This is a genomic window from Pseudarthrobacter sp. NIBRBAC000502772, from assembly GCF_006517235.1.
Lineage (GTDB): Bacteria > Actinomycetota > Actinomycetes > Actinomycetales > Micrococcaceae > Arthrobacter.
Genome location: NZ_CP041188.1, coordinates 209,634 through 224,589 on the forward strand (window position 1 = coordinate 209,634; position 14,956 = coordinate 224,589).

General features: G+C 65.4%; 11 protein-coding genes and 1 pseudogene. 10 read left to right on the forward strand and 2 right to left on the reverse strand.

The window, feature by feature from the left end:
- Positions 1-116: 116 nt before the first annotated feature.
- The gene (locus NIBR502772_RS01045; RefSeq protein WP_141138713.1) at positions 117-2,168 is read right to left on the reverse strand and encodes a PxKF domain-containing protein; all 2,052 of its coding nucleotides are present in this window, start codon (positions 2,166-2,168) and stop codon (positions 117-119) included.
- A gap of 352 nt (positions 2,169-2,520) precedes the next feature.
- On the opposite strand from NIBR502772_RS01045, the pseudogene NIBR502772_RS01050 reads away from it, so the two are divergent.
- The 7 genes and pseudogenes from NIBR502772_RS01050 to NIBR502772_RS01080 all read left to right on the forward strand — a co-directional run bounded on the left by NIBR502772_RS01050 (position 2,521) and on the right by NIBR502772_RS01080 (position 10,392).
- A pseudogene (locus NIBR502772_RS01050) lies at positions 2,521-3,496 on the forward strand (ABC transporter substrate-binding protein).
- Positions 3,497-3,520: 24 nt separating this feature from the next.
- Positions 3,521-3,961, forward strand: a complete 441-nt coding sequence (locus NIBR502772_RS01055) for a GNAT family N-acetyltransferase (RefSeq protein WP_246848651.1) — start codon at positions 3,521-3,523, stop codon at positions 3,959-3,961.
- A gap of 101 nt (positions 3,962-4,062) precedes the next feature.
- Positions 4,063-4,689 (forward strand): TetR/AcrR family transcriptional regulator, encoded by a 627-nt coding sequence (locus tag NIBR502772_RS01060; protein ID WP_141138714.1) that lies wholly within the window; start codon positions 4,063-4,065, stop codon positions 4,687-4,689.
- Between the two features lie 98 nt (positions 4,690-4,787).
- Positions 4,788-6,302: an aldehyde dehydrogenase family protein gene (locus tag NIBR502772_RS01065; RefSeq protein WP_141138715.1), complete on the forward strand. Its 1,515-nt coding sequence runs from the start codon at positions 4,788-4,790 to the stop codon at positions 6,300-6,302.
- Positions 6,303-7,943, forward strand: coding sequence for a GMC family oxidoreductase (locus tag NIBR502772_RS01070; RefSeq protein WP_141138716.1), 1,641 nt, complete (start codon positions 6,303-6,305; stop codon positions 7,941-7,943).
- A 124-nt stretch (positions 7,944-8,067) separates the two neighbouring features.
- Entirely contained in the window at positions 8,068-9,681 is a 1,614-nt protein-coding gene (locus NIBR502772_RS01075; RefSeq protein ID WP_246848652.1) for an APC family permease, read from the forward strand.
- Between the two features lie 234 nt (positions 9,682-9,915).
- The gene (locus NIBR502772_RS01080; protein WP_246848763.1) at positions 9,916-10,392 is read left to right on the forward strand and encodes a GNAT family N-acetyltransferase; all 477 of its coding nucleotides are present in this window, start codon (positions 9,916-9,918) and stop codon (positions 10,390-10,392) included.
- On the opposite strand, the gene NIBR502772_RS01085 is transcribed toward NIBR502772_RS01080, so the two are convergent.
- Positions 10,378-11,076 (reverse strand): maleylpyruvate isomerase family mycothiol-dependent enzyme, encoded by a 699-nt coding sequence (locus NIBR502772_RS01085; RefSeq protein WP_141138718.1) that lies wholly within the window; start codon positions 11,074-11,076, stop codon positions 10,378-10,380. The genes NIBR502772_RS01080 and NIBR502772_RS01085 overlap by 15 nt on opposite strands.
- A gap of 282 nt (positions 11,077-11,358) precedes the next feature.
- Between NIBR502772_RS01085 and NIBR502772_RS01090 the strand changes: the two genes are divergently transcribed.
- The 3 genes from NIBR502772_RS01090 (at position 11,359) to NIBR502772_RS01100 (ending at position 14,933) form a co-directional block, all read left to right on the forward strand.
- A complete protein-coding gene (locus tag NIBR502772_RS01090; RefSeq protein ID WP_141138719.1) occupies positions 11,359-12,744 on the forward strand; it encodes an aromatic acid/H+ symport family MFS transporter in 1,386 nt (461 codons plus the stop codon).
- A gap of 144 nt (positions 12,745-12,888) precedes the next feature.
- The gene (locus tag NIBR502772_RS01095; protein WP_141138720.1) at positions 12,889-13,833 is read left to right on the forward strand and encodes a LysR substrate-binding domain-containing protein; all 945 of its coding nucleotides are present in this window, start codon (positions 12,889-12,891) and stop codon (positions 13,831-13,833) included.
- Positions 13,830-14,933: a mandelate racemase/muconate lactonizing enzyme family protein gene (locus NIBR502772_RS01100; RefSeq protein WP_141138721.1), complete on the forward strand. Its 1,104-nt coding sequence runs from the start codon at positions 13,830-13,832 to the stop codon at positions 14,931-14,933. Before NIBR502772_RS01095 ends, NIBR502772_RS01100 begins: the two co-directional genes overlap by 4 nt.
- The last annotated feature ends 23 nt before the right edge of the window (positions 14,934-14,956 follow it).

Consider the following 14,956-nt stretch of genomic DNA (forward strand, 5'->3'; position numbering starts at 1 on the left):
TTTCTGCGGCCTGCGGTGGGGTGGCCCACAAGCCAACGCGGGGTCACATCGCGCCGGTCCCGGAGGACTTTATGGGCGCGATGTGACCCCGCGTTGGGGTTGATTGTTTGTGTGGGCTACTTCAGCTTGAAGTTGGCCTTGATGGTGCTGCCGTCGGCCGCTGTCATCGCGAGCTGGTAGCAGGTCCCCGCACCGGTGGGCGTCTTCCAGTTGTAGATGAACTGGCCACCGGTGGTGTCGTAGCGGAGGGACGTGCTGCCAGTTGCCGTCGTTTCAATGGCGTCCTGGAGAACAGTCAACGAGCAGGTGATCCTGGCCATACTGAACGACATCAGGCCGGGGTCGGTGATCTCAGTGTCGCCCGCAAACACCTCGAACTTTGCCGGCACCGTGCTGCCGCCCTTGACGGTGTTCAGCACGCCGCCCATGTCGACGGGCTGGTAGAAACCCTTAAGGGTCCAGGCGAGGACCTCGTAATTCTGGGTGATGGTGGTTGAGTTGCCAGCTTGGTCAGTGGCGGTAGCGGTCAGGGTGTGGGGTCCGACCGAGGTGCCGTAGCCGCTGACAACGCACGTTCCGTCAAGCCCGGAAAGGCTGTCCGATGCGACGCACGTGGGCGCCGCTGCGGTGGATCCGAAGTAGCCAGTGGGCACCAAGGAGCTGAAGTTGGCCGTCGGAGGAGTCTTGTCGATCTGGAACGACTCGGTAAGGGCGCCCGCAGGGGTCATGTTTCCAGCGACGTCCTCGAAGGCCGGGCTCTGGACGAGCACTGCGACGCCTTCACCACTGGAGGTGACAGGTTGTGTCGCTGCGGACACCAGGCCCGAGGTCGCGTCGCTGCCACCGAAGGTGGCCACGACGTCGGTTTTGTACCAGCCGTTGGTGTTGGGGGCGGCCGGGTTGGCACCGGTGTAGGAGACGGCCGGAGCCGTCTTGTCGATCTTGAACGTCGGGCTCACGGCACCGGCGGCGGTGGTGTTGCCCGCGTTGTCCGTGAATGCCGGGCTCAGGACGACGACGGCGGATCCCTCACCGCTGGAGGTCACCCAGTCGCTGGCCGAGGCCGGGCCGGAGGTGGCATCCGTCGCGGTAAAGGTGGCCGTGACGTCCGAGGTGTACCAGTCCGCGTTGCCGGCGGTGCCGCTGGCGTCCGTAAGCGCCACGCCCGGAGCGGTTCCGTCCTTCTTGATGGACACGGTGACCGGGCCGGCGCTGCCGCCGCCGCTCGTGGCGGAGCAGCTGTAGTCTCCGGGCAGCTGGTCCAGCGTGATGACCGCGTCCACACAGCCCACAGAGGACAGGGTGGTGGGCGAATCGTTCTCCGTGACCGTCCAGGCCAGATGCACGGCACTCCGGTACCAGCCGTTGAAACCGTCCGGAGTGGCTGGGCTGAGCGTGTAACTGACGCCGGGTGCAGTCGCGTCGGCGATGCTGTAGCTCAGCGAGCTGGCGGCTTCGAGGCCGCCCAAGTCGCTATGGAAACAGCTGGCCTCCTGTGATCCGACGCCGGTGGCTGCGTCGGGACCAGTGATCGCGCCCAGCGTGGCGGGGAAGGTCTTGAGCCCGTCCTCGGCGTCGGTCACGTTGCACACAGCGGGCGGCACGGAGCCCTTGGCATACGTGGCGCCGGCAGCGACGCCGGTGATCGTCAGGACAGGTGCCGTGTTGGACGGCGCGGCTGCGGTCACGTTAACCCGGAAATTCACGGGAGCAACGTCGTAGACATCGCTAGTGGTATTTCCAGTTGGAGTCGCATAAATCAATGTAGTTCCAACGCCCAAGGGGGTCACAGTAACGAGCGTCTCAGCACCACAGTTCACGAAGCTCGCTGTGGCTGGCGTCACGGTGGCCACCGCCGCGTTCGAGGACGACAAACTCAAGGAGACTTGTTCCCCGCCCTGGATGGTGCAGCCGTTGTTGCCATCGTCTTTGATCTTCACGACATACAGATTGGTGGTGCCTGCGGGCCCGCCAAGGTTGAGGGGCATGACCTCCGCCACGAGGTCGACAGTGGTGTCCAATCTGTTGGAGATCGCGTCCGCGTAAACCATCCCCGCGCTTGCCAGTAGAAGGCTCCCCGCCGCCATAGCGGCCGCCGCCTTGAATGCTGCTCGACGAAGCAGTCTCTTGCCCGGCCCCGTGTCCTGGCGTAGCGCTGAATGGTTCATGTCATGCCCCTCCCTCATGGCGCTGCGGCCAGCCGTGGCCGCAACGTAGTTTCACCGTAGATGCCACGTCAGAAGGGCACACGCGTAGTAGGCACCTGTCTTTGCGGCGTGAGTACTCACATTCCCGGAGCCCACATCGAGCACTACTTGGATTGGCCGGGCAGAGCCGCCAAAGCACATCCCGGGTACTCCGAAAGCCTCCAAATGTGACCGCCGGGGACGCCCCGCGAACCGCCGTCACTCCCGGTATCGCACCGTTTCGGCGGCCTTTGATCCCGCACCAGCGGTCCCGGATAGTTGCTGCCAAGAACACCGTTCCGTTCCGAAATTCAGCAACTTGCAGGGGGAAACCATGGCGAAAATCAAGACAAGGCAGGCTGCCGGTGCAGCAGTCACGCTGCTGGCGCTGGCCGCCTGCTCGGACCCGGGCGCGACGGCGGCGACAGCACCGTCGTCGGGCTCTACGGCGAGCGCAGCAGGCAAGACGTTCAACCTGGCCCCGGAAGCAGAACCGCGTCAAGGTGGCCGTGGACGCGAAAGCCGCTGCCCTGGTCCCCGACGCCATCAAGGCGGACGGCAAACTGACCGTGGTCACTACCGGCGGCACGGCCCCGCTGAGCCTGTTCGCCACCGACAACAAAACGCTCATCGGCAGCGAAGTGGACATCGCTTATGCGGTGGGCGAGACACTGGGGCTGACCGTGGAGGTGCTGCCCGTGGCCTGGGCCGACTGGCCGCTGGGCGTTGAATCCGGCAAGTACGAGGCCGTGCCCTCCAACGTCACCGTCACCGAGGCGCGCAAGGAAAAGTTCGACTTCGCCAGCTACCGCAACGACCTCCTGGGCTTCTACGCGAAGACCGATTCCACCATCGGCGACATCAAGGCAGCCAAGGACGTTGCCGGCAAGCGCATCATCGTGGGCTCCGGCACCAACCAGGAAGCGATCCTGGTGCGCTGGGACGAAGAGAACAAGGCCAAGGGCCTGGCGCCGGTTGAGTTCCAGTATTACGACGACGACTCCGCCTCCACGCTGGCACTCCAGCCCGGCCGTGCGGACCTGACGTTCGGCCCGAACGCCGGGGCGGCTTACAAGGCCGCGAAGGACGGCAAGAGCAAGGAGGTGGGCACGCTCAACGGCGGCTGGCCGCTGACCGCCGAAATCGCCTTCACCACGCAGAAGGGCAACGGCCTGGCCGTTGCTGCCCAGGCTGCCCTCAACCAGCTGATCGGGAATGGCAGCTACGCCGAGATCCTGGACCGCTGGGGCCTGTCCTCGGAGGCCATCAAGTCCTCCGAGCTGAACCCGCCCGGCCTGCCCAAGAAGTAGGCCCGCCTATGGGTTAATGGTCCGGTGACTGCCGACTTCTCCCTCCGCCCCAGCCTGGACACCGACGGCCCGTGGATCGCCGAGCTCCGCGCCGTCGTGATGCGTCCGGACCTTGAGCGGCTGGGCCGCTTTGACCCGGTCCGCGTCCGCGAGCGCTTCCTCAACGGGTTCCAGCCGGAGTACACCTTCGTCGTCGAGGTGCCGGGCCAGAATGCGGGCGTAATCGCTGTCCGCCCGGAGCCCGACGCCGTGTGGATCGAACACTTTTACCTGGCCCCTGAGCATCAGGGAAAGGGCCTCGGCGGCGCCGTGCTCCGGCAGGCCATGGACCGGTCCCGGGACCACCGGCCCTTCCGCCTGAACGTCCTCCAGGGAAGTGCCGCCCGGCGGCTGTATGAGCGCCATGGCTTTGAGATCGAATCGGAGGACGCTGTGGACGTTTTTATGGCGGCACCGGTCCCTTGACAGATGCCGCGTTCCTGGAGTTCCGGGACGAGGTGGCCGACGACGTCGTCCGCCTGCTCCGGAAAATGCACTCACGGCGGGTTTGGCAATAGTCTGGCCAGATGGGGACAAATACCGTGAACTCCGGCGAACAGATCGACAGGCAGTCCCGCATTCTCGAAGCGGCACTGGAATTGCTGTCCCGGCACGGTATTTCAGGCGTGAGCATGCGCGCCGTGGCTCGCGAAGCCGGCGTCGCACTGGGCCTGGTGAATTACTACTACGACGACAAGACGAGCCTGATCCGGGCGGCCCTGCACCGGGTGGACGAGCACGACCTCCAACTGGTGGCCCAAGACTCATCGCTGGCCCCGGACGAACAGCTGCGCAAGGCCCTGCGGCGGGTTGCGGGAGCGGAATTGCTGACCACACGGTATCTGTCCCTGCGCCTGCATCTTTGGGCCCTCGCGCAGGCCGACGAAGGCTACGCCGAGATCAATTCTGCTGCCTTCGACCGGTATCTAGACGGGGTCGCCGCACTCGTGTCCAACGCCAAAACCGAGCTCTCCTGGGAGGAATGCCGGGAACGGGCAGCCGACATTGTCGTTATCCAAAACGGCATGTGGCTGACGTCCCTTCTTGGCGTGGACAACGCCTCCATCCAGCGGAGCATTGCCCGCACGGAACAGATCGCTTTCGCCCCGCCACGAGACAACACCAGCCACGGCACCGGGCTTCAGGAGCACTAAAAACAGACGCCGCCAGGCGGCAACGGCTCGCCTGCAACATTGAACGTTTGTTCAAAATTGCATTGAACACTTGTTCAAAGTGCACTACTCTCCTTCGTATGACTTACGCCACACCAGACCATGACACAGCATCCACCCTGTTCATCAACGGCTCGTGGGAGGCGGCCGCCTCCGGCTCGGTGCGCCACATCCACAATCCCGCCGACGGCGAACTGACCGCCACAGTGTCCGAGGCTGGCCGGGAAGATGCCGAGCGTGCCATCGCTGCGGCCCGGGCGGCCTTCGACTCCGGCGTCTGGGCTTCGGTTCCGGCACCCGAGCGCGGCACTTTCCTGCTCAAGGCCGCCGCGGAACTGCGCGAACGCCGGGAAAAATTTGCTCGCGCCGAGTCACTGGACACCGGGAAGCGGATAGCCGAAAGCCGCATCGACATGGACGACATCGCCGGCTGCTTCGAATACTTTGGACGGCTGGCCGGGCAGCAGGCAGGCCGTGTGGTCGACGCCGGGGACCCCGCCGTCGTCAGCAAGATCATTTATGAGCCCGTGGGTGTCTGCGGCCTGATCACGCCGTGGAACTACCCCCTGCTCCAGGCAGCCTGGAAGATCGCACCTGCTCTGGCCGCCGGCTGCACCTTCGTTCTTAAGCCGTCCGAGCTGACGCCGTCCACCGCCATCCTGGCCATGCAGCTGCTGCAGGATCTGGGCCTGCCGGCCGGCGTCGCCAACCTCGTCACCGGGCCCGGCGCGGAGGCGGGCGCACCGCTCTCGGAACACCCCTCCGTCGATCTCGTCTCCTTCACTGGCGGCCTGGAAACCGGAAAGCGCATCGCCGCGGCCGCAGCCGGAACGGTGAAAAAAGTGGCGCTGGAGCTCGGCGGCAAGAACCCCAACGTGGTGTTCGCCGACGCGGACTTCGACGCCGCCGTCGACAATGCCCTGAACGGGGCCTTCGTCCACTCAGGGCAGGTCTGCTCCGCCGGGGCGCGGCTGGTGGTGGAGGAATCAATCGCCGAGCGCTTCGTCGATGAGCTGGTCCGCCGTGCGCGGGAAATCCGTCTCGGAGGGCCGTTTGACGACGACGCCGAAACCGGGCCGCTGATCTCCGGGGCGCACCGGGACAAGGTTGATGCCTACGTCCGGCGCGGCGTCCAGGAGGGGGCGCGGCTGCGGTGCGGCGGCGCCGCCCCTGAAGGGCAGCAGTACGACGCCGGTTTCTACTACCAGCCCACAGTCCTGGACCGCGTGCAGCGGGGGATGTCCGTGGTCATCGACGAGGCGTTCGGCCCGGTGGTGACGGTGGAAACGTTCCGCACAGAGGACGAAGCGGTAGCGACCGCCAACGACACCATCTACGGGCTGGCCGGCGCGGTCTGGACCCAGGACGCCGGCAAGGCGCAGCGCGTGGCTTCCCGGCTGCGGCACGGGACGGTCTGGATCAACGACTACCACCCCTACCTCCCGCAGGCCGAGTGGGGCGGATTCGGCCAGTCCGGCGTCGGCCGCGAGCTGGGCCCCACGGGCCTGGCCGAATACCAGGAAGCCAAGCACATCTACCAGAACACCAGCCCCCAGGTGACCGGCTGGTTCGCCGACCACGGGAAGGAGAACTAGATGCACTTCGACAACATCGACAACCTCACTCAGCGCGGGTTCGACTACATCGTTGTCGGCGGCGGATCCGCGGGGGCCGCAGTCGCCGCTCGGCTGAGCGAGGATCCGGAGGTGTCCGTTGCCTTGGTGGAGGCCGGCCCGGATGACCGGAACCTTCCCGAGATCCTGCAGCTGGACCGCTGGATGGAACTGCTGGAATCCGGCTACGACTGGGACTACCCGGTGGAACCGCAGGAGAACGGCAACTCCTTCATGCGGCACGCCCGGGCGAAGGTCATGGGCGGCTGCTCCAGCCACAACTCCTGCATCGCATTCTGGGCCCCGCGCGAAGACCTGGACGAGTGGGAGTCCAAGTACGGCGCCACCGGCTGGAACGCTGACGCCGCCTGGCCGCTCTACCGGAGGCTGGAAACCAACGAGGACGCCGGCCCGGACGCGCCGCACCATGGTGACTCAGGTCCTGTGCACCTGATGAACGTGCCTCCGGTGGATCCGGCCGGCGTCGCGCTCCTGGACGCGTGCGAACAGGCCGGGATCCCCCGCGCAAAGTTCAACACCGGAACCACTGTGGTCAACGGCGCCAACTTTTTCCAGATCAACCGCCGCGCGGACGGCACCCGTTCCTCCAGCTCGGTGTCCTACATCCACCCCATCGTGGAGCGCGAAAACTTCACACTGCTGACCGGCCTCCGCGCCCGCCAGTTGGTGTTCGACGCGGACAAGCGCTGCACAGGCGTGGACGTGGTGGACTCGGCGTTCGGCCGGACCCACCGGCTCTCCGCGCGCCGCGAGGTCATCCTGTCCACCGGCGCCATCGACTCGCCCAAGCTGCTGATGCTCTCCGGCATCGGCCCGGCAGCGCACCTGGCCGCGCACGGCATCGAGGTCCTGGTGGACTCCCCCGGCGTGGGCGAGCACCTGCAGGACCACCCCGAGGGCGTGGTGCAGTTCGAGGCCAGGCAGCCGATGGTCCAAACTTCGACGCAATGGTGGGAAATCGGCATCTTCACCCCCACCGAGGAGGGCCTGGACCGCCCGGACCTGATGATGCACTACGGTTCCGTCCCGTTCGACATGAACACGCTGCGGCACGGCTACCCCACCACGGAGAACGGCTTCAGCCTCACCCCGAACGTCACGCACGCCCGGTCCCGCGGCACCGTCCGGCTGCGCAGCCGCGACTTCCGCGACAAGCCCATGGTGGACCCGCGCTACTTCACGGACCCGGACGGCCACGACATGCGGGTCATGGTGGCCGGCATCCGCAAAGCCCGTGAAATCGCCGCCCAGCCGGCCATGGCCGAATGGACCGGCCGGGAACTTTCGCCCGGCGTCGAGGCCCAGACTGACGAGGAACTGCGGGACTACATCCGCAAGACGCACAACACCGTGTACCACCCCGTAGGCACCGTCCGCATGGGCCCGGCCGACGACGGGATGTCGCCGCTCGATCCCGAGCTGCGGGTCAAGGGCGTCACCGGCCTCCGCGTCGCGGACGCCTCAGTCATGCCCGAGCATGTCACCGTCAACCCCAACATCACCGTCATGATGATCGGCGAGCGCTGCGCCGAGCTCATCCGCGCCGGACGGTCCGGCAGCATAACGCCGGATGAGGTGCAGCTCAGCGCATCCTTCGCCTAAGCGCCTGCGCACAGTTGCGGGCGGAACGGCCAGCCATTCCCGGGGGTGGCACCAGGCCATTGACCTTCCCTGCCACAGGGGCGGCCGGTCATCACTATCGTGCTTTTCTGATTGAGGAGTCCAAATGATGGAACCCAGCAAGAGTATTGATTCAAGCGGCATGGACGAATTCGGCTATACCCAGACCCTGGACCGGAGCATCGGCAAGTTTGCCAGTTTCGCCGCAGGCGTCAGCTACATCTCCATCCTCACCGGCGTTTTTCAACTGTTCTATTTTGGTTTTTCCATGGCCGGCCCGGCATATGCCTGGTCCTGGCCCATTGTCTTCGTCGGCCAGCTGATGGTGGCGCTGTGTTTTGCCGAGCTGGCCGGCCGCTACCCCGTTGCGGGGTCGGTCTACAACTGGGCCAAACGGCTGGCGTCCGGAACCTCGGCATGGCTGGCCGGCTGGCTGCTGCTGCTGTCCTCCATCATGGCGCTGGGGTCTGTGGCACTGGCGCTGCAGCTCACCCTGCCGCAGCTCTGGTCCGGCTTCCAGTTCGTCGGTGACGGCACCGGCCCGTACGACTTCGCCATGAACGGCGTTGTGCTGGCCACGATCATGATCACCATCTCCACCCTCATCAACGCGTTCGGTGTGAAGCTCATGACCAGGATCAACAGCGTCGGCGTTTTCGTGGAGCTGGTCGCGGCCGTCCTGCTGATCCTCGCCCTGGGCTGGCATGTGGTGCGCGGGCCTGAGGTCTTCTTCGACACCGCCGGTTACGGGGAAGGCCATGACCTGGGCTTCTTCGGTGTCTTCCTGATCGGCGCCATGGCCTCCGGCTATGTCATGTACGGCTTTGACACCGCCAGCTCCCTCGGGGAGGAAACCAAGGACCCCAAACGTACGGCGCCCAAGGCCATCCTGCGGGCCGTCACGGCTTCCTTCCTGCTCGGTGGCCTGATCCTGCTCTTTGGCATCCTGGCCGCGCCGGACCTCACCGATCCCAAAGTGGGCTCTGTCGATGGCGGCCTGCAGTACATCGTGCTTTCCGTCCTCGGCGGACCCTTCGGCAAAGCCTTCCTCGTGTGCATCGTGGTGGCCGTGGTGGTCTGCACCCTGTCCGTCCACGCGGCCGCCATCAGGATGATGTTCGCCATGGCCCGGGACAACAACCTGCCGTTCAGCCGGCAGCTCAGCAAAGTGGATCCGGTCCGCAGAACCCCGACTGTCGCGGCCATCGTCATCGGCGTCCTGGCCATAATGCCACTGCTCATCAACGTCATGCAGCCGGCGATTTTCACGATTTTGTCCAGCATCAGCATCGTGCTGATTTACCTGTCCTACCTCTTGGTCACCGCACCCATGCTGCGCAACCGGCTCCTGGGAACGTGGCCGGGTGATGATTCCGACGCCGGATTCAGCATGGGCAAATGGGGGCTTCCGGTGAACATCCTCGCGGTCCTGTGGGGCGGCGCCATGACGGTGAACCTGGTCTGGCCGCGCCCGGAGATCTACAACTCGGTGCCGCCGTTCGAATGGTACCTGCAGTGGGGCGGGGTGCTGTTCGTTGCCGCCGTCACCGCAGGCGGGGCCCTACTGTACCGCCTGAAGATCCGCCACCAAACGGGCGTGCTGCCCGAGCACGCCGCGTCCGTCGCAGCCCATCCGTCGTCGGGCTCCGCCCAACAAGCAGGCTTCGCCCAACAGGCATCATCGGCCGAAACCGGCGTGGAGGACGCCAAAGTCCCTTAGAGTCGCTGTTCCCACACCGTCAGCTGCAGCTGCACACTCCCCAAGGAAGGGCCTGCCGAACCCGCCGCCGTCGGAAGGGCCTGAAAAATGAACGTGAAAACCAACATTTCCAGCCCGGCTGCACTGAACCAGGGCGCCCCCAAGCAGCCGCCGTGGACCCCGGCAGCACCAAACCCGGCAGCCCTGAACAGGTCGGCACTGGACAGGTCCGCGCTGACCGTCCTCAACCTTCCCATGCACGATCCGCGGGTCCGCCCGCTCCTCGATGAGCTGGCCGTGGAATACGACTCCCGCTACGGCCACCTCTTTGGCCGCGGAGCTGCGGCCGACGAACTCAACCGCTACCCGGCGTCGGAATTCAAGGGACCGGGCGGTGCGCTCCTGGTGGTCCAGGAATACGGCGAGTCCATAGCCGGCGGCGCGTTCCGCCGGTACAACAACGACACCGCCGAGTTCAAGCGGATCTGGACCCACTCGGCGCACCGCCGCCGGGGCCTGGCCCGTTTCGTCCTGGCGGAGCTGGAGGCCCTGGCGGCCCGGCGGGGCTACCGTCGGGTCTTCCCGACCACCGGTCCGCGCCAGCCTGAAGCCAAGCACCTGTACCTCACATCGGGGTATGAACCGCAGTTCGACCTGGACCTGGATCCGGAGATCATCAGGTCGCTCGCGTTCACCAAGAATTTGCCAGTGCCGGTTTCACCAGGTCGGTAGCACCGGCACCGGACCGTCAATATCAACATGTTCGGCGTCCGCGCGTGCCAGCCACTGGAGCAGGCCCTCACGGTCAGACACAACCCGCAATCCGCCGTCGCCGATGACCCACTCGTCACGCTCTTCGGTCACCAGCGTCATGCCGGGAGCGCCCTTGGCGCGCAGCGACCGCACCACGGCTTCGAGGGCATTCAGCAGGGAATCCGGATCGGCCTCCTCGATGGTCCAGGCAGTGTCGAGGTCATGGTGATGCACCACCACCTCGGCAATCCGGAGCGCCACGATGGACGTGGCGGGGACCGCCTTGCCACTGACCTGCACTTCCGTGGCCGCGAGTTCCCCGCTGAGCCGCTGTGCCTGCTCGGCAAAGTTCCGGGCAGACTCCCGCACTTCCGCAATGAGCTCCTCGCGCGGCAGTGCGGCCAAGGTAGCGATCTCTTCGGCGCGGGCCTCCCGTGAGGCGTACAGGGGGCGTTCCTCGCCGGAGGTTGCCCAGTCGATGAGCTTCACCAGAGCACGGCCGCTGGATGCGACGTGGGCAATGACATCGGCCCGGCTCCACCCTTCGCACAGCGAGGCCACGGTCATCTCGTCGTCGGCAAGGGACTCAACGGTGGCCAGGAACATGTCCGTTTCCCTGCCGAGGCGGGACAGGTCCGAGTAAAGGCGTGCAGGGTTGATCATTTTGCCAGCCTACCCATGAGCCAGTTTCCAAACCACTGTTCCAGCCCGCCGTTCCATATCCAGATCGTCTGGACTGAGACGGGCAGAACTGCCGAGGGCCCGTTTCCGCAAAACAGCCGTTTGAGACCAACAGCATATGGATACCCCCCGGGCGGAAAGCCGGGCATTCCCCTCATATGTCGCGCGTCACACCTCTGTCAGGCTGGAAGCACTCGGAGGTCGGCCCCTCGGATTCTCCCGGTGCCGCAGGCCTCCACTTAAGTCAGAGAGGACTTGGGGACCATGTCACAACCGCACGCCGTTACAGCCGAAAATCCACAAAAGGAGGCGCGCACTGCCAACTGGGTGGCCTTCATCATCTGCACAGCCCTCCTGTTCGACGGCTACGATCTCGTCATTTACGGCACCGTCCTGCCAGGGCTGCTCGCAGACCCGGGCCAGATCGGAGCGTTTGATGCAGTCACCGCCGGGCTCCTCGGATCCTGGGCCCTCATCGGGGTACTTGTGGGCTCACTGGTTTGCGGCGCTGTCGGCGACTTCTTCGGCCGGCGCCGGCTGATGCTCCTGGGCATAGCCTGGTTCTCCGTCGGCATGTTCGCCACAGCCTTTGCCACCACCGTTCCGGCCTTCGGCGCCCTGCGGTTTGCGACCGGACTCGGCCTCGGAATAGTTATCGCCAGCGCAGGTGCCACCATGGCCGAATTCGCACCCGCGGGAAAGCGGCAGTTCTACAACGCCATTGTGTATTCGGGCATCCCGGCGGGCGGCGTCCTGGCCTCCATCCTGGGCATTCTTTTCCTCGACAGCATCGGTTGGCGCGGGCTGTTCATCATCGGCTCACTGCCGCTGGTCGTTCTCCTGCCTATTGCCTGGCGCAAGCTCCCTGAATCACCGCGGTGGCTGCTGTCCCGGGGCCGCGAACAGGAGGCCCTCGCCGCCGCACAACGTACCGGAGTTCCGCTCATCGAAGAGCGAGTCATCCTCGAGGTCGGCGCCGCGCCGCAGAAATCAGGGTTTGCAGCCGTATTTTCCCGCCAGTTCGCCGTAGCGTCCATCCTGCTGGGCCTGATGTCCTTCTGCGGTCTGCTGCTGACATACGGACTCAACACATGGTTGCCCAAAATCATGGAGGGCTACGGCTACGGGCGGACATACTCCCTGTTCTTCCCGCTGGCACTGAACCTCGGCGCAGTGGCGGGCGGCCTGCTCGCATCCCGCCTGGCGGACAAGAGCGGCCCCCAGCGGGTCATCGCGGCCACCTTCGCGCTGGCGACCATTTCCCTGGCACTCATGACCTTCAACTTTCCGCTGCCATTGCTTTTTGCTTTCATCGCCCTTGCAGGCGTGGGAACGCTGGGAACCCAGGTATTGATCTACGGGTTCCAGTCCAACTACTTCACCACCAACGCCCGAGCCGCGGGTGTTGCTTGGTGCGCCAGCGTGGGGCGGCTTGGCGGGGTACTCGGTCCCATCATCGGCGGGTGGCTGGCCGCCGCGGGCATCGGCGGATCCACGGCCTTCTACCTTTACGGGGCCGTGGCCCTGGTTGGCGCTCTGGTCACCGTCATGGTGCCCCGCCAGCGCAAGTTGGAGGAGGCAGAGCACAAAGTGGAGGAGATCGCAGAAGGACAGGCAGAAAAAGGCATTCCTGCTGCACAGCTCAAATAGCCCGCCGTCTGCCCACAATCCACCGTCGCGCCGGCAACATTACGCCTGCAAAATATCCTAGTAGGGCTTATTATGGTTATTCTGTGAATCAATTTAGAGTCCCCGGCAGCATCGGGGGCCGGTTAGCCGAAGGACGGGACCATCTTGGACATCCGCCAGCTGAACTATTTCATCGCGGTTGCCGAGGAGCGGCACTTCGGCCGCGCCGCCAAACGCCTGCACATGGCGCAGCCGCCTCTCTCGCAGCAGATCCGGCAGTTGGAAGACCAGCTTGGCGTCAAGCTGTTCAACCGGACCACCCGCAGGGTGGACCTCACCGCGGCCGGCCAGCTCCTGCTGGACCGTGGACGGCAGATCGTCAACGACGTCGCCACCCTCCAGGCCGATGTTTATCAGGTGGGGCGGGGCGCCACGGGTGTCCTGCGGGTGGGCTTCTCAGGGTCTGCAACCTATGGCGTCATGCCCCGGATCGCCCGCCTTGCGAAACAGGTCCTGCCAGGCCTGTCCCTCGCGCTGCACGGCGAAATGCTCACGCCCTCCATGGAAGCGGGGCTGCGGGACGGCACCCTGGACGCGGCGCTGCTGCGCCCGCCGGTCGCTTCGCAGGACATCGACTACAGGACTGTGACACGGGAGCCGCTCGTTGTCGCGCTTCCCTCGTTCAGCGCCCTGGCCGTGGACCGGCCCGTGGCAATGCACGAACTGCAGGACCAGGACTTCATCGCCTACGGGCCCGAGTCCGTGCTTTACCGCACCACCGCAGACCTGTGTCGCCAAGCGGGTTTCCAGCCACGAATCACCCAGGTGGTGGGGGAGACCTCCACGATGCTGGCGTTCGTAGCTGCGGGCGGCGGGGTGGCGGTCATGCCGTCCAGCGTGCAGGCGTTCCAGCTTGAAGGCGTGGCCTACCGGGAGATTGAAAACGTCCCCGAAGTGGAGCTCGCTGTCGCCTGGATGCGCGGGCATCATTCTGCGCTGCTCCACAACTTCCTGGAGGTCGTAGTGACCGCCACTGCGGGAGCCACGGCGCCTGCCCCGGCCCCCGGCACTGCGCCGTTTCCCACTGATGAAAGGCTTAACAACGCATGAAGATCGCAGCCATTGAGGCGATTCCGTACTCGATCCCTTACCTTCATCCACTGCACTTCGCTTCCGGTTCCGCGCACGAGGCAGACCACGTGCTCATCAGGCTGCGAACGGATGACGGCGTGGTGGGCACCGCTGACACGCCGCCGCGCCCGTACACCTATGGCGAGACGCAAAAGTCGATCGTTGCGGTGGTGCAGGACATCTTTGCTCCGCAACTGATCGGCGTCGACATCTTTGACCGCGAAAAGGTCCAGGCAATCCTGTACCGGACGGTGCACAACCAGACCGCCAAGGGCGCTGTGGACATCGCACTCTGGGACGTCGTTGGCAAGACGCTCGGTCAGCCGGTGACAAAACTGCTGGGCGGGTACACGGACTCGCTGCGCGTCTCCCACATGCTCGGTTTCAAGCCCGCAGAGGAACTGCTGGCTTTGGCGTTGGAGTTCCGCGAGACGTACGGCATCAACACGTTCAAGCTCAAGACCGGCCGCCGTCCCCTCCACCTCGACGTTGAGGCCGCCCGGGTATTGCGGGAGGGACTGGGCGAGGACGCCGAGCTCTACATGGACGCCAACCGCGGCTGGTCTGCCAACGAGGCAGCCGAGGTCCTTCGCCGCACGGCGGATCTGGGCCTGCAGTTCCTTGAGGAGCCCGACGACGCCCGCGAAGTCCTGGGCCGCCGCCGCCTGGTGGCGAACTCCCCCATCCCCATCGCCGCAGACGAATCTGCCGCCAACCTTGGTGAGGCCGCACGGGAAATCCTCACCGGCGGCGCCAACTTCCTGGCGGTGAAGACGGCCCGGTCCGGATTCACGGAGGGGGCCAAAATCGTGGGGATGGCCGAGGGCATGGGCATCGACGTTTACATAGGCAATCAGATCGACACCCAGGTCGGCACGGCCGCCTCGGTGACCTTCGGCGCCGCGTTCGCCCACACGGCTAAACGCGCAGCGGAACTTTCCAACTACCTGGACATGGCCGACGACCTGCTGGCTGAGCCTTTGGCCATCACCGGCGGACGCATCCGTGTCCCCGAAGGCCCCGGCGTGGGCACCGCCGTTGACGAAGACAAGCTCTCCCTCTACCGCACCGACAAATAGCAACCGCTTTTACCGAAGGGACA

Bases quoted from the DNA above. Each gene is read 5' to 3' on its own strand.
- NIBR502772_RS01045 (WP_141138713.1), bottom strand. From the start codon at position 2,168: ATGAACCATTCAGCGCTACGCCAGGACACGGGGCCGGGCAAGAGACTG.
- NIBR502772_RS01060 (WP_141138714.1), top strand. From the start codon at position 4,063: ATGGGGACAAATACCGTGAACTCCGGCGAACAGATCGACAGGCAGTCC.
- NIBR502772_RS01065 (WP_141138715.1), top strand. From the start codon at position 4,788: ATGACTTACGCCACACCAGACCATGACACAGCATCCACCCTGTTCATC.
- NIBR502772_RS01070 (WP_141138716.1), top strand. From the start codon at position 6,303: ATGCACTTCGACAACATCGACAACCTCACTCAGCGCGGGTTCGACTAC.
- NIBR502772_RS01075 (WP_246848652.1), top strand. From the start codon at position 8,068: ATGATGGAACCCAGCAAGAGTATTGATTCAAGCGGCATGGACGAATTC.
- NIBR502772_RS01080 (WP_246848763.1), top strand. From the start codon at position 9,916: ATGCACGATCCGCGGGTCCGCCCGCTCCTCGATGAGCTGGCCGTGGAA.
- NIBR502772_RS01085 (WP_141138718.1), bottom strand. From the start codon at position 11,076: ATGATCAACCCTGCACGCCTTTACTCGGACCTGTCCCGCCTCGGCAGG.
- NIBR502772_RS01090 (WP_141138719.1), top strand. From the start codon at position 11,359: ATGTCACAACCGCACGCCGTTACAGCCGAAAATCCACAAAAGGAGGCG.
- NIBR502772_RS01100 (WP_141138721.1), top strand. From the start codon at position 13,830: ATGAAGATCGCAGCCATTGAGGCGATTCCGTACTCGATCCCTTACCTT.